24 protein-coding genes and 1 pseudogene are annotated in these 22,602 nt (G+C 67.7%); 15 read left to right on the forward strand and 10 right to left on the reverse strand.

Translation table 11 applies throughout. From position 1 onward, the window contains the following. Positions 1-12: 12 nt before the first annotated feature. From FG323_RS16350 to FG323_RS16375, 6 genes are all read left to right on the forward strand, one after another. The gene (locus FG323_RS16350; protein WP_141455784.1) at positions 13-1,281 is read left to right on the forward strand and encodes a HAMP domain-containing sensor histidine kinase; all 1,269 of its coding nucleotides are present in this window, start codon (positions 13-15) and stop codon (positions 1,279-1,281) included. 142 nt (positions 1,282-1,423) lie between these two features. Further along, the gene (locus FG323_RS16355) at positions 1,424-2,941 is read left to right on the forward strand and encodes an efflux RND transporter periplasmic adaptor subunit (RefSeq protein ID WP_141455785.1); all 1,518 of its coding nucleotides are present in this window, start codon (positions 1,424-1,426) and stop codon (positions 2,939-2,941) included. 5 nt (positions 2,942-2,946) lie between these two features. Next, positions 2,947-3,687, forward strand: a complete 741-nt coding sequence (locus FG323_RS16360; RefSeq protein ID WP_141455786.1) for an ABC transporter ATP-binding protein — start codon at positions 2,947-2,949, stop codon at positions 3,685-3,687. Then, positions 3,684-4,919 carry an ABC transporter permease gene (locus FG323_RS16365; protein WP_141455787.1) on the forward strand — a complete coding sequence of 412 codons (1,236 nt, stop codon included), beginning with the start codon at positions 3,684-3,686 and terminating at the stop codon, positions 4,917-4,919. Before FG323_RS16360 ends, FG323_RS16365 begins: the two co-directional genes overlap by 4 nt. Positions 4,920-4,959: 40 nt before the next feature. Then, the gene (locus FG323_RS16370) at positions 4,960-5,583 is read left to right on the forward strand and encodes a sigma factor (RefSeq protein WP_141455788.1); all 624 of its coding nucleotides are present in this window, start codon (positions 4,960-4,962) and stop codon (positions 5,581-5,583) included. A gap of 33 nt (positions 5,584-5,616) precedes the next feature. Further along, entirely contained in the window at positions 5,617-5,994 is a 378-nt protein-coding gene (locus FG323_RS16375; RefSeq protein WP_141455789.1) for a VOC family protein, read from the forward strand. A gap of 82 nt (positions 5,995-6,076) precedes the next feature. Here the strand turns inward: FG323_RS16375 and FG323_RS16380 are convergent, their stop codons facing one another. After that, positions 6,077-6,538, reverse strand: coding sequence for a VOC family protein (locus tag FG323_RS16380; protein ID WP_141455790.1), 462 nt, complete (start codon positions 6,536-6,538; stop codon positions 6,077-6,079). Positions 6,539-6,642: 104 nt separating this feature from the next. Beyond that, positions 6,643-7,347, reverse strand: coding sequence for an SGNH/GDSL hydrolase family protein (locus tag FG323_RS16385; RefSeq protein WP_255470225.1), 705 nt, complete (start codon positions 7,345-7,347; stop codon positions 6,643-6,645). Between the two features lie 221 nt (positions 7,348-7,568). Between FG323_RS16385 and FG323_RS16390 the strand changes: the two genes are divergently transcribed. The 8 genes from FG323_RS16390 to FG323_RS16425 all read left to right on the forward strand — a co-directional run bounded on the left by FG323_RS16390 (position 7,569) and on the right by FG323_RS16425 (position 13,259). Further along, positions 7,569-7,961 carry a diacylglycerol kinase gene (locus tag FG323_RS16390; RefSeq protein WP_141455792.1) on the forward strand — a complete coding sequence of 131 codons (393 nt, stop codon included), beginning with the start codon at positions 7,569-7,571 and terminating at the stop codon, positions 7,959-7,961. A gap of 21 nt (positions 7,962-7,982) precedes the next feature. After that, positions 7,983-8,732 (forward strand): TerC family protein, encoded by a 750-nt coding sequence (locus tag FG323_RS16395; RefSeq protein WP_141455793.1) that lies wholly within the window; start codon positions 7,983-7,985, stop codon positions 8,730-8,732. A 168-nt stretch (positions 8,733-8,900) separates the two neighbouring features. Further along, a complete protein-coding gene (locus FG323_RS16400) occupies positions 8,901-9,557 on the forward strand; it encodes a LemA family protein (RefSeq protein WP_141455794.1) in 657 nt (218 codons plus the stop codon). A gap of 18 nt (positions 9,558-9,575) precedes the next feature. After that, positions 9,576-10,472, forward strand: coding sequence for a TPM domain-containing protein (locus tag FG323_RS16405; RefSeq protein WP_141455795.1), 897 nt, complete (start codon positions 9,576-9,578; stop codon positions 10,470-10,472). Then, positions 10,472-10,960: a TPM domain-containing protein gene (locus FG323_RS16410; protein ID WP_141455796.1), complete on the forward strand. Its 489-nt coding sequence runs from the start codon at positions 10,472-10,474 to the stop codon at positions 10,958-10,960. The genes FG323_RS16405 and FG323_RS16410 overlap by 1 nt, the downstream gene beginning before the upstream one ends. Positions 10,961-11,083: 123 nt before the next feature. Beyond that, on the forward strand, positions 11,084-11,962 hold the full coding sequence (lgt, locus tag FG323_RS16415) for a prolipoprotein diacylglyceryl transferase (protein WP_141455797.1): 879 nt from the start codon (positions 11,084-11,086) through the stop codon (positions 11,960-11,962). Further along, entirely contained in the window at positions 11,959-12,753 is a 795-nt protein-coding gene (locus FG323_RS16420; RefSeq protein ID WP_141455798.1) for a thymidylate synthase, read from the forward strand. Before lgt ends, FG323_RS16420 begins: the two co-directional genes overlap by 4 nt. Further along, positions 12,750-13,259, forward strand: a complete 510-nt coding sequence (locus FG323_RS16425; RefSeq protein WP_141455799.1) for a hypothetical protein — start codon at positions 12,750-12,752, stop codon at positions 13,257-13,259. The genes FG323_RS16420 and FG323_RS16425 overlap by 4 nt, the downstream gene beginning before the upstream one ends. Here the strand turns inward: FG323_RS16425 and FG323_RS16430 are convergent. Next, positions 13,256-14,257 carry a hypothetical protein gene (locus tag FG323_RS16430; RefSeq protein ID WP_141455800.1) on the reverse strand — a complete coding sequence of 334 codons (1,002 nt, stop codon included), beginning with the start codon at positions 14,255-14,257 and terminating at the stop codon, positions 13,256-13,258. The two genes, FG323_RS16425 and FG323_RS16430, sit on opposite strands and share 4 nt — an antisense overlap. A 78-nt stretch (positions 14,258-14,335) precedes the next feature. Between FG323_RS16430 and FG323_RS16435 the strand changes: the two genes are divergently transcribed. Then, positions 14,336-14,851, forward strand: a complete 516-nt coding sequence (locus tag FG323_RS16435; protein WP_181444272.1) for a dihydrofolate reductase — start codon at positions 14,336-14,338, stop codon at positions 14,849-14,851. 18 nt (positions 14,852-14,869) lie between these two features. Here the strand turns inward: FG323_RS16435 and FG323_RS16440 are convergent. The 7 genes and pseudogenes from FG323_RS16440 to lptD all read right to left on the reverse strand — a co-directional run. Beyond that, positions 14,870-15,391, reverse strand: a pseudogene (locus tag FG323_RS16440) (DUF1287 domain-containing protein); the annotation flags it as partial. Positions 15,392-15,637: 246 nt separating this feature from the next. Next, entirely contained in the window at positions 15,638-16,486 is an 849-nt protein-coding gene (locus tag FG323_RS16445) for a symmetrical bis(5'-nucleosyl)-tetraphosphatase (protein WP_141455802.1), read from the reverse strand. After that, positions 16,486-16,863, reverse strand: a complete 378-nt coding sequence (gene apaG / locus FG323_RS16450) for a Co2+/Mg2+ efflux protein ApaG (RefSeq protein WP_141455803.1) — start codon at positions 16,861-16,863, stop codon at positions 16,486-16,488. Before apaG ends, FG323_RS16445 begins: the two co-directional genes overlap by 1 nt. A 59-nt stretch (positions 16,864-16,922) precedes the next feature. Then, the gene (gene rsmA, locus FG323_RS16455) at positions 16,923-17,720 is read right to left on the reverse strand and encodes a 16S rRNA (adenine(1518)-N(6)/adenine(1519)-N(6))-dimethyltransferase RsmA (protein WP_141455804.1); all 798 of its coding nucleotides are present in this window, start codon (positions 17,718-17,720) and stop codon (positions 16,923-16,925) included. Positions 17,721-17,789: 69 nt separating this feature from the next. Continuing rightward, positions 17,790-18,767 carry a 4-hydroxythreonine-4-phosphate dehydrogenase PdxA gene (gene pdxA / locus FG323_RS16460; protein WP_141455805.1) on the reverse strand — a complete coding sequence of 326 codons (978 nt, stop codon included), beginning with the start codon at positions 18,765-18,767 and terminating at the stop codon, positions 17,790-17,792. Positions 18,768-18,769: 2 nt separating this feature from the next. Next, positions 18,770-20,143 carry a peptidylprolyl isomerase gene (locus FG323_RS16465; RefSeq protein WP_141455806.1) on the reverse strand — a complete coding sequence of 458 codons (1,374 nt, stop codon included), beginning with the start codon at positions 20,141-20,143 and terminating at the stop codon, positions 18,770-18,772. After that, positions 20,140-22,584: an LPS assembly protein LptD gene (gene lptD, locus FG323_RS16470; RefSeq protein ID WP_141455807.1), complete on the reverse strand. Its 2,445-nt coding sequence runs from the start codon at positions 22,582-22,584 to the stop codon at positions 20,140-20,142. Before lptD ends, FG323_RS16465 begins: the two co-directional genes overlap by 4 nt. Positions 22,585-22,602: the final 18 nt, after the last annotated feature.

Consider the following 22,602-nt stretch of genomic DNA (forward strand, 5'->3'; position numbering starts at 1 on the left):
AGGGGAGCCGTCATGCCGCAGGGGTTGCCGCGAAAGCTACGCATTGCCTTCATCCTGCAGGCGGTGATGGTGAGCCTGGCCATCGTGCTGGGCGTCTACCTGATCTCGGCGGTCATCAAGCACAGCCTGATGAATACCGCGCTGCAGGAGGAGGCGACCCATTTCTGGGAGCTGTACGACGCCTCCACCGCGCAGCCGCCGCCGAATACCCACAATCTGCGCGGCTACCTGGTGGTCAAGGGGCATTCCAACCTGGTGCTGCCGGATAACCTGCGCGGCCTCAAGCCCGGTTTCCACGAGCTCAAGGCCGACGACATGCTGGTGCTGGTGGACGAGCAGCCCGCCGGCCGGCTTTACCTGGTGTTCCTGCGCTCGCAGGCCGAACGGCTGGCGTTCTACTTCGGCACCCTGCCGATCATCCTCACCTTGATCGCCATCTACGTGGTGTCGTGGCTGACCTACCGGGCGTCCAAGCGGCTGGTGTCGCCGGTCAGCTGGCTGGCGCGTCAGGTGGCCGAATGGGATCCGCGCCGGCCCGACGTCAGCGGGCTGGCGCCGGATCGCCTGCCCGCCGAGGTGCAGGGCGAGGCGCGCCAGCTCGCTTCGGCGCTGCATGGCCTGGCCCAGCGCGTGGCCTCGCACGTGGCGCGCGAGCGCGACTTCACCCGCGACGCCAGTCATGAGCTGCGCACCCCGCTGACCGTGATCCGGGTCGCCAGCGACATGGCCATGGCCGAGGAAGCCTCGCCGCGGGTGGTGCGTTCGCTGCAGCGCATCCAGCGCGCCGGCCGCGACATGGAAGCAGTAATCGATGCCTTCCTGATCCTCGCCCGCGAGGCCGAGGTCGAGCCGCAACGCGAGGATTTCGATGTCGCCGACATCGTGCTGGACGAGGCCGAGAACGCGCGCGCGCTGCTGATCGGCAAGCCGGTCGACCTGGAGGTCACCTGCGTGGCCAAACCCCGCCTGCACGCACCGCCACGGGTGTTCCAGGTGGTGGTCAGCAATCTGCTGCGCAATGCGTGCAGCTACACGGACGCCGGCCGCATCGACGTGCTGGTCGAGGCCGACCGGGTGATCGTCAAGGACACCGGCATCGGCATGTCCGCCGAATCGATGGAGCGGGTGTTCGAGCCGTTCTATCGCGCCGATCCTTCCCGCCCGCGCGGGAGCGGGCTGGGCCTGTCGATCGTCAGCCGCCTTTGCGATCGGTTCGGCTGGAAGATCGAATTCGAGAGCGAACTGGGCAAGGGCACGGCCGCGACCATCCGCTTCACCTGAGCATCTCCACCTGAGCCTCCGGGAACGGAAAGATGAGCGGCAGCCCAACGGGCGCCGCCGCCGTCCACGCGCTGTCAACCGCCGCGCCCGGCATGCGTTAATGGGCGCATACCTCTCCCACCGACATTGCCGACTTGCCCGCATGAGCCAGCCGTCCCGCCGTCGTTCCCCGCTGATTTCCCGCATCGTCCTCGGCATTGCCGTCCTCGCCATCATCGGCGCGGGCGTCTGGTACTGGAAGGGGCGCCAGGCCAAGGCCGAGGAAGGCGCCTATCGCACCGCCCAGGTCGAGCGGGGCAATATCCGGGTGGCGATCTCCGCCACCGGTACCCTGAGCGCCATCTCCACCGTCACCGTCGGCAGCCAGATCTCCGGCCAGGTGACCGACGTGCTGGTCGACTTCAACAGTCCAGTGAAGAAGGGCGACGTGCTGGCCCGCATCGACCCCAAGACCTATGAGGCGCAGATCGAGCAGGGCACGGCCCAGATCGCCGCCGCCCGCGCGTCGCTCGCGCAGGCGCAGGCGACCCTGCACAACGCCGAGCTGGACTATCGCCGCAAGGCCGACCTTGGCCAGCAGAAACTGGTGGCGCAGAGCGATGTCGACCTGGCCCGCGCGGCGCGGGACCAGGCACGCGCGCAGTTGAACTCGGCGCAGGCGCAGATCCGCCAGCAGACCGCGTCCACCCAGACCACCCGGGTCAACCTGGAGCGCACCGTGATCCGCTCGCCGGTAGACGGCGTGGTGCTGACCCGCAGCATCGAGCCGGGCCAGACCGTGGCCGCCAGCCTGCAGGCGCCGGAGCTGTTCACCATCGCCGAGGATCTGCGCAAGATGAAGATCGAACTGGCGGTGGACGAGGCCGACATTGGCCAGGTCAAGGTCGGGCAGACCGTGTCCTTCAGCGTCGACGCCTTTCCGGATCGCCAGTTCAAGGGCCTGGTCGAGCAGGTGCGCCTGGCCGCCACCACCACCAACAACGTGGTGACCTATCCGGTGGTCGTGACCGTGGACAACGCCGACGAGATCCTGCTGCCGGGCCTGACCGTCAACGCCGAGATCGAGGTCAGCAAGCGCGACAATGTGCTCAAGGTGTCCAACGCGGCGCTGCGCTACAAGCCCACTGCCGAGGACGACCAGGCGCAGGGCGCGCCGCAGATGGCGCAGGTCCGTGGCGGCGGCGTCACCGAGGATATGGAGCGTATCGCCGGCAGCCTGCAACTGAAGCCCGAACAGCGCGCCGCGTTCGACGCGGCGGTGAAGGCGGTACGCGACCGCCAGGCCGCGCGGATGGCCCAGGCCCAGCAGGATGGTGGCAACCGCCTGTTCGCCGGCGGCCCCGGCGGCGGCCCGCGCATGGTGACCAGCGGTGGCAACGGCGGCGCGATGCAGGCGCAGATCCGCCAGCGCATGGCCGAGCGCTTCCAGCAGGATTTCGCCGCATTCCGCGCCAGCCTGGAGCCGGCGCAGCAGCAGCGCTGGGACAACGAACTCAAGGCGTTGCTGTCAGCCAAGCGCGCACCGCTGTACAAGCTGGTGGCCGGCAAGCCGGAACGGATCATGGTACGACTGGGCGCCAGCGACGGCAGCGCAACCGAGGTCGCGGGCAACCTGAAGGCCGGCGATCAGGTCATCGTCGGCGAGCGCGCCAAGGAATGAGCGCCATGAACACGGCAGCCGGCGAGGTGCCGGTGATCCAGACGCGGGCGTTGAGCAAGGTGTACTCGCCCGGCACCGAAGCCGAGGTGGTCGCGCTCAAGGGCGTGGACGTGCGCATCGGCCGGGGCGATTTCGTCGCCATCATGGGACCCTCGGGTTCGGGCAAGTCGACCCTGATGAACCTGATCGGTTGCCTGGACACGCCGTCTTCCGGCAGCTACCACTGCGACGGCGTCGATGTGGCGACGCTGGACGCGGAAGAGCTGGCGGTGCTGCGCCGGGACAAGATCGGCTTCGTGTTCCAGGGCTTCAACCTGTTGCCGCGGATGAACGCGCTGGAGAACGTCGCGATGCCGCTGGGTTATGCCCAGGTGCCGCCGCACGAGCGCACCGAACGCGCACGCAAGGCGCTGGCGGCGGTCGGCCTGGCCGAGCGCGGCGGCCATCGTCCCAGCGAACTGTCGGGTGGCCAGCAGCAGCGCGTGGCGATTGCCCGCGCGCTGATCAACGAACCGCCGATCATTCTGGCCGACGAACCCACCGGCGCGCTCGACAGCCGTACCGGCGAGGAAATCCTGGCGCTGTTCAAGCGCCTGCGCGACGAGGGCCACACGGTGATCCTGATTACCCACGACGCCGACGTGGCCGCCCACGCCGATCGCATCCTGGTCATGCGCGACGGCGAGTTGCATGAGGAGCCGGGATTCGGGAAACGGGATTCGGGATTGGGGGAAGGCAGTCCATGAATTTCACCGATATTCTGCGCACCGCGATTTTCGCCCTGCGCGGCAACTGGATGCGCAGCGCGCTGACCTCGCTGGGCGTGATCATCGGCATCGCCGCGGTCATCGTGATGGTCTCGGTGGGCCAGGGCACCCAGGCGGAAATCGACAAGCTGGTCTCCGGCCTGGGTTCGCAGCGGCTGGACATCAACCCCGGCGCAGGCCGCGGTGGCGGCGGCGTGCGCATGAGCGGCAGCAGCTTCTTCACCCTGCGCGAGGGCGACGTCGATGCCATCCGCAACGAGATTCCGGAAGTGCAGTACGTGGCCGGGGCGCTGCGCGGCAGCAGCCAGGTGGTGTACGCCGAGAACAACTGGTCGAGCAGCTGGCAGGGCGTGCAGCCGGACTACTTCGACATCAACAGCTGGACGATCGCCAACGGCGAAGGGTTCGATACGCAGGACTACAGCAGCGCGGGCAAGGTCGTGATCCTGGGCGAGACCGTGCGCCGCGAGCTGTTCGGCGAGGAAACCGGGATCGGCCAGAGCGTGCGTATCGGCCGGGTGCCGTTCACCGTGGTCGGCACCTTGGCCCCAAAGGGGCAGGGCGGCTTCGGCCAGGACCAGGACGACGTGATGATGGTGCCGCTGGAAACCGCGCGCCGCCGGCTGATGGGCTCGATGGGCCTGCCACCCAGCGCGGTGATGCAGATCGCGCTCACCGTGGCCGACGCCAAGGACCTGGGTTACGTGCAGGGCGAGGTCGAAGCGCTGTTGCGCCAGCGCCACAAGATCGCGCCGGGCGAGGACGATGATTTCAACGTCCGCAACATTTCCGAAATCGTCGCCACCCGTACCGCCACCACCCGCCTGATGTCGCTGCTGCTGGGCGCGGTCGCGACCATTTCGCTGATCGTCGGCGGCATCGGCATCATGAACATCATGCTGGTGTCGGTGACCGAGCGCATCCGTGAAATCGGCCTGCGCATGGCGGTCGGCGCCGGACCGAGCGACGTGCGCCGGCAGTTCCTGGCCGAGGCCATGCTGATCTCGCTGATCGGCGGCGTGCTCGGCATCGCCATCGGCATCGTCGGCGCGCTGCTGGTGGGCAAGTTCAGCGAGCTGCCGGTGGCGTTGAACGGGCAGGTCATCGGGTTGGCCGCGGGCTTCTCGGTGGCCACCGGCCTGTTCTTTGGCTACTACCCGGCGCGCAAGGCGTCCCAGCTGGATCCGATCGAGGCGTTGCGCTCGCAGTAGGCCGGCTCCGCCGGCCGCGCTTCTGCGGCATCATCGGCGGATGGATCTGGATACCTATCGCGAGTTGCGTTCGCAGGCGCGCCGGCTGGCGCGCTCCGCCGCGGACGCCGAGGATCTGGTGCAGGACACCCTGGCCGCGGCGCTGGCCGCCGGCCGCGCCGATGCACCCTGGATGGCCGGGACGATGCGCAACCTGGCCGCGATGCAGGCGCGCACCGCGGTGCGCCGCCGTCGCCGCGAGGCGCTGGTCGCGGACGACGACACCTCCGGAGAAGCGATGGCAGGCACGGAATCCCCGGCGGCTCCCGGATGGCTGGACACCTGGCCGGCCAGTCTGCGGCGGGTGGCCGTGCTGGCGCTGCACGGCCTGTCGGCCGAGGAAATCCGCTGGATCCTGGCGCTGTCGCCCGGGGCCTTCCGCCAGCGGCTCAGCCGCATCCGCAAGGCGCTCGGCGAGTTGCCGCCCGCCGCCCGTGCGGAGAGCCTGGCCATGGCCTACGTGCGCGATCCGGCGCGCAGCGTCGATCTCCAGTTCGGCCTGGTCCGCCGCCGGCTCCGCACCGCGCTAGGCGGCAGTGCCGGGCTGGCCACCCATGATGCCGACGGCCACCTGCTGGTGATCCGCCGGCCCGGTCACACCTGGCGCCCCGGCGGCAACGGATAGACGGGACCACAACCAACCACAAGGAGGATTCCCATGCTTTCCCAATGCAAGGTCGGCGCGATCGTCTTTTTCGTCAGCGATCTGGCCCGCTCGGTCGCCTTCTACCGCGACACCCTTGGTCTGCCGGTCAACGCTATCGACGGCCATGACGGCCCATTCGCGCTGGCCGAGGTCGGCGAGCTGACCCTGGTGTTCATCGTCCAGGCGGTCCGCTCCGGCGAATCGCCGGTGGTGGTGTTCAGCCTGGGCGGCGGCATCGACGACTACGCCGAGGCGCTGGCCGGGCGGGGCGTGGAGATCGTCGTGCCGGTCAGCGAGTCGCCGGACGGCGGGCTGTCGCTGGATTTCGTCGATCCGGATCGCAATGTGCTTAGCCTGCACCAGGACGCCGGCCTGCCGCGACGGAAATAGGCTGGCGCCCGCGTCCGCCGAGGCGACGCCGCCCGTGGCTCCTGTGTCCGCGGGCGGCGTCGTGCATACCTCAGGTGGCGGCCTACTGCTGCGACCACGCTTCCATCCGCCGCTGCATTTCTTCCGGCGTGACGTCCTCTACATGGGTCGACAGCGACCACTTGTGTCCGAACGGATCCACGACCGAACCGATGCGGTCGCCCCAGAATTCCTGCTTGACCGGGCGATCGGCGCGCGCGCCGGCCTTGACCGCGTGGGCATAGGCGGCGTCGGCGTCCTCGACGTAGATCATGAAGCTGGAAGTGGCGCCGCCGCGGGTGTTCGGCGACAGCGCGTTCATGTCCGGCCATTCGTCGGACAGCATCAGCACGGTATCGCCAATGCGGGTTTCGGCATGGCCGATGCGGTCGCCCATCGGCAGCCGGTACATTTCCTCGGCGCCGAACGCGTCGCGATAGAAATCCAGCGCCTTGGCCGCGTCGTCGACGATCAGATAGGAAGTGACGCTGTGGTAGCCCTGCGGCCGGTACGTGGTGGTAGCCATGGACGGGTCTCCTCTGCGGGAGGCCGACGCTACGCCTGCGGGAGTTATGTCCCCGTCTAGAAAGCTCCCGTCCGGAAACGGGAAGGGCGCCACGCGCCCGAGGCTCAGTTCACGTAGGGATCCAGCAGCTCGCGCCAGAGCGCGTAGCCGGCCGCGTTCATGTGCAGGCGGTCCGCCAGGAAGAGCTCTTCGCGCGGCTTGCCGTTGGCGTCCAGCATCGGGGTGAAGACGTCGACATAGACAAAGTTGCGGCGCGCGGCTTCGGCCTTGATCAGCGCGTTGGCCTCGCGTTGCGCGTCGAGCAGGTGCGCGCGGGACGGGCTCGGCTTGGTGGAGATGTAGACCAGGCGCGTCTTCGGCAGCTTGCGATGGAGGAGTTCGGCGAATGCGACGAAGTCGTCATGCAACTGCCGCGGCGTGCGGCCGCTGGCGATATCGTTGTCGCCCGCGTACAGCACCACCGTCGCCGGCTGGTAGGGCAGCACGATGCGCGGCGCGTACCAGGTGCTGTCCCGGATCTCCGAGCCGCCGAAGCCGCGGTTGATGACCGTGGCATCGGGAAAATCCCGGGCCAGCGACTCCCACATCCGGATCGAGGAACTGCCGACGAACAGCACCGCGTGCTGCGGCGGCGGATGGCTGGCGTCCTCGGCCGCGAACCGCTGCATGTCCTTTTCCCATTCCGCATTGGAGACCTCGGTTGGGATGGCCGGCATCCGCGTCGGGCGGGAACCACCGGACCAGGCGGCACAGGCGGACAGCGCCAGCAGGGCCGGCAGCAGCAGGCAGGCTAGGCGATGCGCGGGCAGCGGGAAACGGGACATCGGCGCGGGTCTCCGGGACGGGAAGAGAGGGCCAGTGAACCAGCCGGGGCGGCCAAAGGCAAACCGATACGTGCCGGGAAGGTGTCCCGATATGGCAAGATCGGGGTTCTCACGGACCCACCGCCTTCCATGCCCGCTGCCGCGACGCCCCGTCTTCCGCACCGCTTGCCCGCCCGTACCGCGGGCTGACCGGAGATCCAGCAGGCATGGCGGATGAAATCGGACACATGCCCCGGGGGCCCGGGCGCATCCTCAAGGCGGCGATCTGGTCGATGCAGGGATTGCGCGCGGCCTGGCTGCACGAATCCTCGTTCCGGCTGGAGGTCTACCTGCTGATCGTGCTGGCGCCGCTGGCCTTGTGGCTGGGCGACACCGCGGTGGAGCGGGTGCTGCTGATCGGCAGTTGCCTGCTGGTGCTGGCGGCCGAACTGCTGAACTCGGCGATCGAAGCCGTGATCGAGCGCTACGGCCCGGAGCATCACGAACTGGCCGGGCGCGCCAAGGACATGGGCTCGGCGGCGGTGTTCGTGCTGATGATGAACGTATTGCTGTGCTGGGGCTTGATTTTCTGGCCCCGCTTGTCCGAACTTTTTTCCTGATCTAGCAAGGTTGCAAATCGAATGAGTCTCGAGTTCCTGGCCGACCCCAACGTCTGGCTGACCCTGGTGACGCTGAGCGCGCTGGAAATCGTGCTGGGCATCGACAATCTGGTGTTCATCTCGATTGCGGTCAGCAAGCTGCCGGCGCACCAGCGTCCCAGCGCCCGCCGCTTCGGCATCGCGGTGGCCTGCATCACCCGGATCGCGCTGCTGGTGTCGCTGGCGTTCCTGGCGCGCATGCAGAACGACCTGTTCACCGTCGCCGGCATGGGCATCTCCATCCGCGACCTGGTGCTGATCCTGGGCGGCATCTTCCTGCTGGTGAAGGGCGGCATGGAGATCAAGGAGCTGATCACCGGCGGCGAGGACGAGGACCCGTCCACCACCAAGGCCTCGGCGGTGTTCGGCTTGGTCATCGCCCAGATCGCGATCATCGACATCGTGTTCTCGCTGGACTCGGTCATCACCGCGGTCGGCATGGCGCAACACATTCCGATCATGGTCGCGGCGATCCTGCTGGCGGTGGCGGTGATGCTGCTGGCGGCCAACCCGCTGGGCCGCTTCATCGATGCCAACCCGACCATCAAGATGCTGGCGCTGGCGTTCATCGTCCTGATCGGCGTGGTGCTGATCCTGGATGGTCTGGAAATCCACGTGCCCAAGCCGTATGTCTACTTCGCGATGGGCTTCTCGGTGATGGTCGAGTGGCTGAACCTGATGATGCGCCGCCGGGCCGCGCAGAAGCACATCCCGGGCGCAGGCAACTGGTAAGCCATCGCCGAGGTTTCCGTCTCCCCCGACGCCCGGTTTCCGCCGGGCGTCGGCGTTTGGGGCCGGCTGACGGGGTGGCAACGGTGGTGCCGCGGACCGCGCCAGCGCGGTTGCATCCTTCACCGGCGGATGCTGCAATGCCGCCGTCCCTGCCGAAGGAGTGGTGTCATGCGCCTGTTCGTCCGTTCGCTCGCACTGGTCGCCCTGGCGGCCCTGCTGTCCGGTTGTGGCTACAACTCGATCCAGCAGAAGGATGAAGCGGTCAAGGCCGGCTGGTCGGAAGTGCTCAACCAGTACAAGCGCCGCGCCGATCTGATTCCCAACCTGGTCAAGACCGTGCAGGGCTATGCCCAGCAGGAACGCCAGGTGTTGACCGACGTCACCAATGCGCGCGCGCGGGTCGGCCAGATCCATGTCAATGCCGACGATGCTGCGTCCCTGCAGCAGTTCCAGCAGGCGCAGGGCGAACTGTCCAGCGCGCTGTCGCGGCTGCTGGTGGTCACCGAGAACTATCCGAACCTGAAATCGGATCAATCCTTCCGTGATCTGCAGGCGCAGCTGGAAGGCACCGAGAACCGCATCACCGTCGCGCGTGGCCGCTACATCCAGACCGTGCAGGACTACAACACCTACATCCGCTCGTTCCCGCAGGTGATCACCGCCAAGATCTTCGGCTACAAGGAAAAGCCGAATTTCACGGTCGAGAACGAGGCGCAGATCCAGCAGGCCCCGCAGGTCGACTTCGGTACTCCGGCGCCGGCTCCGCAGGCGCCGCAGCCGGCCCAGCCGCCGGGCCCGGAGCCCGCGCCCGCGCCGGCCAACTGACCGATCGCGATCGCGCCGATGCTGCGCCGCGCGTTTTCCGGGCTGCTGTTGTGGTGCTGCCTGCTGCTGCCGGCGGCCGCGCAGCAGTTGGCGGCCATTCCCGCCCTGGATTCGCCGGTGGTCGATACCACCGGCACCCTGGATGCCGCGCAGAAACATCAGTTGGAGCAGCAGGCGCTGGCCCTGCAGCAACGCAAGGGCAGCCAGTTGCAGATACTGATCGTGCCGACCACCGAGCCGGAGAGCATCGAGCAGTACACCCTGCGCGTGTTCGAGCAATGGAAACTGGGGCGCAAGGGCGTGGACGACGGCGTGCTGCTGCTGGTCGCCAAGAACGACCGGCGCGTGCGCATCGAGCCCGGCTATGGCCTGGAAGGCGCGATTCCCGATGCGATCGCCAACCGGGTCATCCAGGAATACCTGGTGCCGAAGTTCCGGGGCGGCGACTACGGCGGCGGCATCACCGACGCGACCGCGGTGCTGGTCAAGCTCATCGATGGCGAGGAACTGCCGGCGCCGGTGAGCGACAACCGGCCGGAGCGCTCGCGCGGTGGCGACTGGCTGTTCGCGCTGTTCGCCGCCTTCATCATCGCCAGCATCGTGCGCGGCGTGTTCGGCCGCGCGCCCGCGGGCATCCGCGGACTGTTCACCGCCGGCGCCGCCGGTGGTACCGCGTTCCTGCTGTCATCGCTGATTCCCGTGGCCGGCATCGCCGGCGTGTTCGGCCTGATCTATGGCCTGCTGTCGGTGTCCACCGGCGGCCGCTATGCCCGTCATCGCGACTGGGGGGGCTGGGGTGGCGGTGGCGGCTGGGGCGGAGGAGGCGGTTTCGGCGGTGGCGGCGGCTTCGGTGGAGGCGGCTGGGGCGGTGGCGGCGGCATGTCCGGAGGCGGTGGCGCCTCGGGGAGCTGGTGATGCGACTGCTGCGCCATCTGTTCCCGCCTTCCGCGCGCCGTCTGTTCCCCGCCGACAGCCTGCAGCGCATCGCCGATGCCATCCACCAGGGCGAACAGCGCCATCGCGGCGAAGTGATGTTCGCGGTGGAGGCGGATCTGCCGCTGCTGGCGGTAGCGCGCGGCATGCAGGCCCGCGAGCGCGCGCTGGAAGCGTTCGCGCGCCTGCGCACCTGGGACACCGAAGCCAACAACGGCGTGCTGATCTATCTGCTGTTGGCCGATCACCGCATCGAGATCGTCGCCGACCGCGGCCTGCGCGGCCGGGTCAGCGATGAACAGTGGCGTGGCGTGTGCCAGTTGATGGAGGAACGCCTGCGGGCCGGTGACGCCGAAGCCGCGGTGATCCGCGGCATCACCGCGGTGTCGGACCTGCTGGCGGCATTCTTTCCGCAGGACGGCAGCCAGCGGGATGAGGACGAACTGCCCAACCAGCCGCACGTCTTCTGAGCCGGCACCGGAACGCGAGTCCGGCCGCAAGCCTTGCCGCCGGCTGTCCCCGGGGCGGGACGGACGGCGCAAGCCAACCCGGCTGGGGCAAAATAGGGCATTCCCTGCCGGTCCCCGAGGCGCATGATCTACCTTCACCAGATTGACCCGATTGCCCTGTCGCTGGGGCCGCTGAAGCTGCATTGGTACGGCCTGATGTACCTGCTGGGTTTCATCGCGGCGTGGTGGCTGGGCCAGCGGCGGGTGCGGGCGGGCCGGTTGCCGGGCGTGGACGCCAACGGATTCTCGGATCTGCTGTTCTACGCGATGATCGGCGTGGTGCTGGGCGGACGCCTGGGTTACATCCTGTTCTATGGCCTGGAAGGGTTCCTCGCCAATCCGCTGTCCATCTTCAAGGTCTGGGAAGGCGGCATGAGTTTCCACGGTGGCCTGCTCGGCGTGATGACCGCCGCGCTGTGGTGGTCGCGCCGCCAGCGCATGCACTTCTTCGACACCATGGATTTCGTCGCTCCGCTGGTACCGCTCGGCTTGGGCTTCGGCCGGATCGGCAACTTCATCGGCGCCGAGTTGTGGGGCAAGTACACCCAGGCCGGCTGGGGTGTGATCTTCCCGACCGATCCGGCATTGAAGGACTTCAGCGCCGCGCAGTTGCAGGCGCAGTACGCGGCCGGCGCGCTGGATCAGTTCGCGCGCCACCCTTCGCAGCTGTACCAGGCGTTCCTCGAAGGACTGGTGATGTTCGCCGCGCTGTGGTGGTTCTCCAGCCGGCCGCGGCCTCGCTACGCGGTCTCGGGCCTGTTCGCGCTGCTGTATGGCGTGTTCCGCTTCCTGGTCGAGTTCGTGCGGGTGCCGGACGAGCAGCTCAAGTACCTCGCCTTCGGCTGGCTGACCATGGGCCAGCTGCTGAGCGTGCCGTTGATCCTGCTGGGTTTGTACCTGCTGTGGCTGTCGCGCCGCTCGCCCGTCCTGCAACCCGTCGTTCCGGCCAAGGAATCCGCATGAAGCCCTATCTCGATCTGTTGCGCCATGTGCTGGAGCAGGGCGCCGAGAAATCCGATCGCACCGGCACCGGCACGCGCAGCGTGTTCGGCTGGCAGATGCGCTTCGATCTCGCCGAGGGCTTCCCGCTGGTCACCACCAAGAAGCTGCACCTGCGCTCGATCATCCATGAGCTGCTGTGGTTCCTGAAAGGCGAGACCAACATCGCCTACCTGAAGGACAACAAGGTCAGCATCTGGGACGAATGGGCCAACGCCGACGGTGAGCTCGGCCCGGTCTACGGCAAGCAATGGCGCCGCTGGGCGACCGCCGATGGCGGCGAGATCGACCAGATCAAATGGGTGGTCGAGGAGATCAAGCGCAACCCGGATTCGCGCCGGCTGATCGTCAGCGCCTGGAACGTCGCCGATCTGCCGAAGATGGCGCTGATGCCGTGCCACACGATGTTCCAGTTCTACGTGGTCGACGGCAAGCTGAGCTGCCAGCTGTACCAGCGCAGCGGCGACATCTTCCTGGGCGTGCCCTTCAACATCGCCAGCTACGCGCTGCTGACCCATATGGTCGCGCAGGCGACCGGGCTGGGCGTGGGCGACTTCGTGCACACGCTGGGCGACGCGCACCTGTATTCCAATCACTACGAGCAGGCGCGCGAACAGCTGGCACGCACGCCGCGCTCACTGCCGAAGCTGCGATTGAATCCGGACGTGACCGATCTGTTCGCCTTCACGTACGAGGACATCGAAATCCTCGGCTACGACCCGCATCCGGCCATCAAGGCGCCGGTCGCGGTATGAGCGGTGTTGACGAGGCGGCGGAGATCGGTTTCCGCCGCGACGATGCCTACCTGCGCGAGCAGTACTCCAAGTGGTGGCTGTTCCGCAGTGGCTGGCGCCGCTGGATCTGGTTGGTGTCGCTGTTGCTGGGAATCATCGCGCTGGTGGTCATTTTCTTCGCGGATTCTCCCGGCCTGCGCCTGCCCGCCGTGGTGATTGCCGCGGCCGGCCTGGCCCAGGGCGTGATGCCGTGGCTGGAATTCCGCCGCTGGAAGCGGACCGCGCTCGCTGGCCTGGACACCATGCCGGACCTGCGCCTGTCGGTGGAAGCCGGCGTGTTGCGGTTCGGCGCCGGACCGAACGTACGCTACGAAGCGCGTGGCAAGGTGGTGCGGGTGGCGGGCGGACGCTTCCTCTACGAGCACGGGCAATCCGGTCGGCATGCCTACGTGCCGGACCGCTGGTGGAGCGAGCCGCGCATGCAGGCGCTGTTGGCGAACTGGCAGGCCGACGCCGCGCCGCGCTAGCGCGGCGTTGTGTCGCGGCAACCGGCGATGCAGCGGAAGTACGCGGCCGCGCCGGGATAGTCCACGGTCATGATGAAGTGGCGGAAGGCGTTGCCGCCCAGTGCACCATCCACCCGCGCATCCATGAAGCTGGACATGAAGTCGTGGAAGTTGCGGTTCTCGCGGTGGGTGAACCACACCGGTCCCACCTTGTAACCGGCGATGATCACTTCCGGCACCTCGATCATCGCCGAGCCCATGCCGGCCTGCGCGTTCTCGATCACCCGCCAATCCGGATGCGCCTTGCGCCAGGCCTGGAACACGCTGTCGGCGATCATGCTGGTGGCGCGCTCGGAGGGACCGCCGTCGGCCAGTTCGGCCTGCGCGTTCGCCGTCAGTACCGTCATCGCGCCGGTGTCGAGGAGCAGCGAATGCGTCCTGCCGTCGATGACGACCTGCAGGCGCGGGAAGTCGGTCACGCGCTTGCCGTGCTCGTCGGTCTTGAAGCCCAGCGCCAGCCGGCGCAGCTCCGGCGAAGGCTTCCAGTCGCCGGCTTCGCGGCGGAAGCGGCGGGCGGGATAGTCCCAGGTCCAGATCCGGCCGGAGAACCAGGCCTGCCCCAGGATGCCGTCGTCCTGGCTGGTGCCCGGCAGCTGCGGGCCGGCGAGCGCGCTCGGCAATACCATCATGCGGCCGTCGTCGGCCAGCGGTGGCGGGATGCCGGCCTCCACCGCGAACGCAGGCAGGCGGGTCACCTTGGCGCGATCACCGAGTTCGCGGCGTGCTTCCGGATCCTCCAGCGGCGCCAGCGGCAGCTTCAGGCGTTCGACCGCTTCCTGCTTGAGGAAGAGGCCGCCGCCGGTGTCGGTGTACAGGCGCAGATGTTCGCCCGGGGCGCCTTGCGCTTCCAGGTAGACGCGGTCCGATTCGAAGCGCGCAGGCAGGGATTGGCCGGCATCGGCGGCCGCGGCCAGCAACAATCCACCGGCCAACAGCATCGTTCTGGCTTGCGAGGGCATCCGGCCTTCCCCGAAGATGGTGTGTGGCGAAAGTACGCCGCGTTCCCCACGTCTGCAATACGCCGGAAGTCAGCCCGCATGAATCCATCCGTTTCCCTGTCGCTGATCGCCGCGCTCGATCGCCGGCATGCCATCGGCCGCGACAACGACCTGCCGTGGCGGTTGCCCGACGATCTCAAGCGCTTCAAGGCGCTGACCCTGGGCAAGCCGGTACTCATGGGCCGGCGCACCGCCGAGTCGCTCGGTCGCGCACTGCCGGGCCGGCGCAATCTGGTGCTGACCCGCCGAGGGCAGGTGCCGTTCACCGGCATGGAAGCGGTGGCGTCGCTTGAGCTGGCGCTGGCCTGGGCGGCCAGCGAGGACAATCCGGAAGTCTGCGTGATCGGTGGCGGCGAGATTTACGCGCAAACCCTTCCACTTGCCGATGCGCTGTACCTGACCCATGTCGACACGGTGGTCGAGGACGCGCACGCGCATTTTCCCCGTTTCGACGCCGCCGAGTGGGATGTGGTGCGGCGCGAACCGCATCCGGTCGATGCGCGTCATGCGCATGCGTTCGAGTTCGTCGACTACCTGCGGGTGCGGACGGCCTGACCCGAAATCGAAGCGCGGTTACGGAAGCACCGGCCGGTAGTGGCCGATGACGGGGTGCTGGAACAGCAGGTCCTCCTCCTGCGTCCCCGCGCCGATGTTGTGCAGGACCAGCGGCACGCCGTCGGCGCTCCGTCGGTCCGAGACGATGCCGATGTGCAGCAGGCCGCTGCCTCGCAGCTTCCAGGCGACGATGTCGCCTGGCGCGTAATCCGTTGCCCGTGCGCCGATGGCGCGTTGCCAGCCCCGCTGCTTGAACCAGTGCATCTGGTTGGGAACCCGGCGATGATCGATGTTCCGATCCGGGCCGGACATGCCCCAGTCCTGCGGATAGGTGCGGAACCGGACGCGCATGTCCTCGTGGATGGCCTGCTGCAGATCCAGCCCCTGCGTACGCAGGGCGCGGGTCACCACGTCGGTGCAGACACCGCGATCCTGCGGGACATCACCGCCCGGGTACGCCAGCCGGACATACGCCGGATCGTAGCGACGGGTGACCCCGATCTGCGACCGGGCGGCAGCGACCAGGGGAGGGGACACGGCGCTTGCGGGCGCGCCGATCGCGACGGAGACAGCGGCGGGCGCGGGAGCATGCGTGGAAGTCGCCGTGGCCGGAGCACGTCCACACGCCACCAGGAACTGGACGGACAACAGGGCCACGGCGAAGGTGCGTGGAGGAACCGTCGGAGTACGCATGGCCCGATTGTAGAGGAGCAACGCGATGGAACCTCCGGCAGGAACACCGGGTCGGTGCACCGGAAGCGGGTGCGAGCCTGATGTTCGGGGGCGTCAGTCCCGGCCCGGGAAGGAAGCCGGATCCACGTCGCGCCCCGGCACCTGCACGATGCGCAGTTCGTCGGTATCCAACTGCAGCGCGGTCAGTTTGCCGCCCCAGACCGCGCCGGTATCGATCGCGTGCACGCCATGACCAATCATCAGGCCCAGGGTCGACCAGTGGCCACAGACGATTTTCAGATCGCGCGGTGCGCGGCCGGGCACCTCGTACCAGGGATACAACCCCTGCGCCTGGCTGCCTGGCGCGCCTTTCTCCTCGATCGCCATGCGCCCGCGCGGGGTGCAGTAGCGCATGCGGGTGAGCACGTTGATGATGGCGCGCGCGCGATCGTAGCCGGCCAGGCCGGAGGACCAGTTGGGCTTGTCGCCGTACATGTTGCGGAACAGCTTGCGGTAGCCGTTGCCGTGCAGTTGCTGCTCGACCTCGCGCGCGTAGCGCTCGGCGAGACTGGTGGTCCATTTGGGCGCGAGTCCGGCGTGGATCATCATCCAGCCCAGTTCGCGGTCGGCATGCACCAGCTTCTGTCCGCGCAACCAGTCCAGCAGCACGCGCGCATCGTCGGCCAGCACCACCCGTTGCAGGTCCGGATTGACCTTGCGCTGCTCCTCCGGCGAACGTTCGCCGATCGCCAGCAGGGACAGATCATGATTGCCCAGCACCACCACGCTCTGGTCACGCAGCGAATGCACCAGCCGCAGGGTTTCCAGTGATTGCCCGCCGCGGTTGACCAGGTCGCCGCAGAACCAGAGCCGATCCCGCGCGGGATCGAACCGCAGCCGCTCCAGCAGCCGCTGGGTCGCGTCGTAGCATCCCTGCAGATCGCCTATCGCCCAGACCGCCATCAGTGCAGCGTCCGCGGAACCGAGAGGGTGAACTGGGGAATGGGCGCGTCGAAGCGGGTGCCGTCGTCGGCAATCATGTCGTAGCTTCCTTTCATGGTCCCGATGTCGGTTTCCAACACCGCTCCGGAGGTGTATTCGAAGTCCTCGCCCGGTTGCAGCCATGGCTGCTCGCCGACCACGCCGGCACCTTCCACTTCCCGGACCTTGCCGTTGGCGTCGGTGATGACCCAGTGGCGACCCAGCAGGCGCGCGGGCACGTTGCTCCGGTTGTGGATGCGGATGGTGTAGGCGAACACATAGCGCCCGTCCTCGGGCGCGGATTGATCGTCGAGGAAGCGGGTGGCTACGTCGATATCGATGGCGTAGTCGTGTTTCATGCCGGACAGTGTATGCATTGCGGCGTGAAACAGGAATCGCCGTGCAGGCGCGGCGGTGATCAGCCCGCCGGTGGCGCCGGTGCCTGGTTGGCCAGGCGGATGAAACCGGCCACCTCGACCTGCTCGGCGCGGGCATCGGGACTGAGTCCCGCGGCTTCGATGGCGGCGGCGTCGCATACGCCGGACAGGGCATTGCGCAGGGTCTTGCGACGCTGCCCGAACGCGGCCCGCACCACTTCGGTGAAGCGCTGCGGATCGGTCACGCCGATTTCCGCGGGTGGTCGCGGCACCATCCGCACCACGGCCGAGTCGACCTTCGGCGGTGGCCGGAACGCGCCCGGCGGAACCACGAAAAGGGGGGTCACCGTGCAGTACGCCTGCAGCATCACGCTCAATCGGCCGTATACCTTGCTGCCCGGACCGGCGGCCATGCGATCGACCACTTCCTTCTGCAGCATGAAGACCATGTCGCGGATCGACGCGGCGTGTTCGAGCGCATGGAACAGGATCGGCGAGGACAGGTTGTAGGGCAGGTTGCCGACCAGGCGCAGGCGATCGTCACCGGCCAACTTGCCGAAATCCACCGCCAGCACATCCTTGTGGATGATGGTCAGGCGGCCGACGCCTTCCGAGGCTTCCATCAGCGGGGTGATCAGATCGCGATCGAATTCGATCGCGGTCAGTTCGCCGTGGCGGCGCAGCAGCGGCATCGTGATCGCGCCTTGCCCGGGGCCGATTTCGACCAGCCGATCGCCCGGCTTGGGATCCACCGCGAGCACGATCCGCTCGATGTAGCCGCGGTCGGTGAGGAAGTGCTGGCCCAGCGATTTCTTGGGCGGCGCCTTGAAATGGGACATGGCGTGGTCTGGGAATCCGGGATTGGGGTGCGAACAGGTACGGCGGGAAGCGGGGCTGCGCGGGTGTGGCTAGCTTGCCGGCTTTTGCCGGGCGATGCGCGCGCAGGTGCGCACCGCCGCGAACAGGCTGGAAGGATCGGCGACGCCCTGGCCCGCGATTTCAAGCGCGGTGCCGTGATCGACCGCCACGCGGGGATAGGGCAGGCCGAGGGTCAAGTTGACCGCCTGCTCAAAACCGCTGTACTTGAGCACCGGCAGGCCCTGGTCGTGGTACATCGCCAGCACCGCGTCGAAGCCGGCGAGTTTCTGCGGCAGGAAGGCGGTGTCGGCCGGCAGCGGGCCAACCAGCCGCATGCCTTCATCGCGCAGGGCGGCCACCACCGGTTCGATGACGTCGATTTCCTCGCGGCCGAGATGACCGGCCTCGCCGGCATGCGGGTTGAGACCGAGCACCGCGATGACGGGATCTTCGAGGCCGAAATCGGAACGCATGGCGGCGTGGGTGATGCGAAGCACCGAGGTCAGCGCGTCGGCGGTGATGGCGTCGGGCACCTGTCGCAGGGGCAGGTGGGTGGTCGCCAGGGCGACCCGGACGATGTCGTTGGCCAGCATCATCACCACCTCGCGGCCTGCGCGCGCGGCCAGCAGTTCGGTGGTGCCGGTGTAGGCGATGCCGCCGGCGTTGATGGCGGCCTTGTGCACCGGGCCGGTGACCACGCCATCGAATTCGCCGCTCAGGCAGGCATCGGAAGCCTGCGCCAGGGCGGCGATGACGGTGGTGGCGTTGCGGGGATCGGGGTGGCCGAACCGGGTCGGAGCGGGATTGACCAGCGACCGCAGGCACAGCTCACCCGGTGCGCGGGCTTCCTGTTGTTCGTCGAGCAGCCGCAGCGGCAGATCCAGCGCGTCGGCGGCCCCCTGCATCACGTCGGGATCGGCGAACGCCACCAGCCGGCAATCCCGGCGTGGCTGCTGGGCAAGCCTGACGCAGAGTTCGGGCCCGATGCCGGCCGGCTCACCCGGGACCAGCGCCAGGCGGGGCAGCATGCTCAGCTGCCGGGAGCGGGCGCGGGCGTTTCGGCCGGCGCCGGCGCATTGGCCGGCGTGCCGTCGGTCTGGGCCTGCGCGCCGGTACGGATGTTCACGTAGGCTTCGCCGCGCATTTCCTGCAGGAAGCGGTTGTACTCATCCTCCAGCTTGCGGCGGCCGATGGTCTCGCGGACCTGGGCGCGCTGGTTGGCATCGGTGACGTCGCTCTGGCGCGCTTCCACGCGCTGCACGATGTGCCAGCCCGCATCGGTGCGGAATGGCTCGGTGACCTGCCCGTCGCCCACACCGGCCACCTGCTCGCCGAACGCGGGACCGAAGGCATCCCCCGGGAACCAGCCCAGATCGCCACCTTCACCACGACTGTTGGGATCCTCCGAGGATTCCTTGGCGACGGTGGCGAAATCCGCGCCACCGGCAATGCGGGCACGCAGGGTGTCGATCTTGGCCTTGGCCGCCGCGGCGTCCTGGGCCTCGGTGATGCGCACGAGGATGTGGCGGGCGTGGTACTCGGTGACGGTCCGCTTCTCCGCCTGCGAGGCGTCGCGGGTCTCCACCAGCTTGAGCAACTGGAAGCCGCTGGCGCCGCGCAGCGGGCCGACGACCTGGCCGGCCGTCATCGTCTTGAGCATTTCCACGAATGCGGTCGGGATTTCGTCGATGCTGCGCCAGCCCAGATCGCCGCCATCCAGCGCGTTGGGGCTGTCGGAATAGCGCACGGCCGCGGCGTTGAAGTCCATCTCGCCCTTGTCCAGCAGTGCCTTGATGCCGTCGATCTTCTGCTGGCCCGTGGTGATCTGTTCGGCGGTGGCGCCGTCCGGCAGCGCGACCAGGATGTGCGCGAGGTGGTATTGCTGGCCGGAGCTGGCCTGCATCGCCAGGGCGGCGTCCACTTCACCCTCGCTGACCTGGATCTTGCTCTGGGCGAAGCTCTGGCGCAGACGCTGGACGGTGATTTCGTCACGCAGCGAGTTGCGGAAATCGTTGAAGGACATGCCGTCCTGGGCCAGGCGTGCGCGCAGGGCGTCGACGGTCATGCCGTTCTGCTGGGCGACCGCGGCCACCGCGCCATTGATTTCCTGATCGCCGACCTGGATGCCGCTGCCGTTGGCGCGGGCCACCTGCAGTTTCATCAGGATCAGGCGTTCCATGACCTGGCGTTCCAGCACTTCCCTCGGCGGCAACTGGCCAGGCTGGTTGGCGTACTGGTTGACCACATTGGCGACCGCGCGGTCCAGCTCGCTCTGCAGGATGACGTCCTCATCGACGATCGCGGCGATCCGGTCCAGCGGCTGGAGCGTCTGGGCCGACAGCGGGAACACGCAGGCGGCGGCCAGCAGGACGGCGGCAAGGGGGCGGTACAACTTGATGGTCATGGCAGCATATCCGGAGCGTAGCGGTTGTCGTCGTCCGGATCCGGCGCGGTATTGCTCGGCGGGACGAGATAGAGGTCGTCTCGGTAATAGCCGAGGATACCACGGCGCAGGGTGCGCTCCGTGTCCTGGCCGGCCGAGCCGAGGCCCTTGAGGACGAATTCGACCTGGATGGAATTGTTCATTTCCCCCTCGCGGTTGCGCACGTAGCGGCGCACCACCGCGCGGACCGCCAGGCAGCAGCTATCCCACTGGATGCCGGCGATGCCTTCCAGCAGCTTGTTGTCCATGAACGAGTGGTAGTAGCGGCCGACGATGCTCCAGGACGGGCTGACCGGGTACAGGAACGAGAAATCGCCCTGTTCCAGCAGATCCCGGCGATGGCGGTAGGTCAGGTTGACCACGCCGTCGTCGCCAATCAGGTAACGCGCGCGCAGGCTGGCCAGATCTTCCCGGCGGAACTTCGGATCCCACTGGTAGGAGGCGCCGATGGTCCAGCGATCGGTCGGGGCGTAGTTGGCGTCTGCAATCCACGCCGATTTGCCCTTCAACAGCGGGGCCTCGGAGGGGGATAGGGTGACCTGGCTGTCCTCGAAATAACGAATCTGACCAAGGCTCATGGAGGCCCGTTCGAAGCCATCGGACTGGCGCAGGAAACGGGTGGTCAACGCCATCGTCAGCTGGTTGGCATCGGATTGGCGATCCGGGCCCGAATAGCGGTTGTCACGGAACATCTGGCCCCAGCTGAAAGTGAAGGGGCGGGTGTCGAACAGCGGGATGCCATCCTGCTCGCGATAAGGCACGTTGAGATAGAACAGCCGTGGTTCCAAGGTCTGCAGGAAGCGACTTCCCTTGATCTCGGTTTCGCGATCGAAGAACAGGCCCATGTCCACCGAGCCGATCGGCAGGCTGCGATTGGGTGATTCGTCATAGTACGGACGCATCATCGCGTCGGTGACGCTGCCGGCAGGCACGCCCAGCGCGCGCGCCGCGCGGGTGACGGCAATGCTACGGGCCAGGCCTGGATCCAGGCGATAGTCGGTATAGCGCCATGCCAGCGTGGGACGGATGTACCAGGACGGCCCTTCGAAGTTCAAGCCGACGGTGGGCTTCAAATCCAGTCGGGTTCCGCCGTCATGCAAATCGTGCTGGAAGCGCACGGCCTCGCTGCGCAGGCCGATATTAAGCCACTGGCCCAGTGGACGCTCGTAGTTGAAATAGGCGCGCGGCAACCGGTTGTACGGCAGGGAAGCCTTGGTCAGGTTGAAATCCGACAACTGCCAGGCATCGGCCATGATGCCGCCGTTCCAGAACTGACCCACGCCGTACAGGCCGGCGGTACTGGTGAGCGTGCTGGCGGTCAGGCCGCCGAGATTGTTGGCGAAATCCTCGACATAGCGGGAGTCGCTGATCCAGACCAGATTGGCGCGGGCCTGCCAATGCTTGCCGAGGTTGTGGTAACCGTTGAAGCGGAACAGGCCGCGGCTGTCGTCCGGATCCGGATTGCGTTCGGGCACGAATTCCGGTTCGTGGGAGCGCGTTTCCAGCAGATCGTCGCGATGCATGTAATTGCCCTCGAGCTTGCCGGCACCGCCCCTGTACAGGTAGCGGAACTCGGCCCCGAGGGCGAAGCCGCGCTCGCTCATGTAGCGCGGATTGAGGGTGGCGTCGTAGTTCGGCGCCAGGTTCAGGTAGATCGGCTGACGGTAGTCGAATCCGTTGCGTCCGGAATGGCTCAGCGCCGGGTACAGCAGGCCGGTGTGGCGCTGGTCGTCGATCGGGAACTTGAACCACGGCATGTACAGCACTGGCACATGGCCGAGCCGCACGGTCGCGCCATGCGCCACGCCCCAACCGGTTTCGGTGTTCACGTCGATGCGCCGCGAACGCAGCTCCCAGCGTCGATCGGAGGGATCGCAGGTCGAGTAGGTGGAGTGCAGCAGGCTGCCTTCCGGACCCTTCATGTCGATGCGATCGGCGCCGCCGTTGCCGCGCCGCGAAACCAGCTGGTACTGCAGGTTGTCGATCTGGTGGCGGTCGGCGTTCTGATCGCCGCGCGCGCTTTCGGCGACCAGGCGGATGCCCGCGTCCTGGTAGCGCACGTGGCCTTCGGCGGAGTAGGTGTCGCTTTCCTGGTCGTAGGTCAGGTTGTCCGCGCCCAGGAACTGGTCGCCACGGACCAGGGCGACGTCGCCCTTGTATTCCAGGTTCTGTTCGGTGCCACCAAGCTCGTTGCCCTCGATGTGGGTGTCCTGGTTCGCGCGCGCGGCCCGGGCCTGCTCGGTGTTGGCGCCAGCGGCGGGCTGGGGAACGCCGGCGAAGGCCGGGACGGGATCCTGGATCGGGCACAGCGCCCAGCTCTCGGGCTTCTCGTCCGCCGCCAGTGCAGGCAGGCACAGGGCGATACTGAAGGGCAGGGGCAGCAGGCGAAGGACTGGACGCACGCGGTACCGGGCTCCGGG

This window comes from Pseudoxanthomonas sp. z9, assembly GCF_006542425.1.
In the GTDB taxonomy this organism is placed as follows: Bacteria; Pseudomonadota; Gammaproteobacteria; order Xanthomonadales; family Xanthomonadaceae; genus Pseudoxanthomonas_A.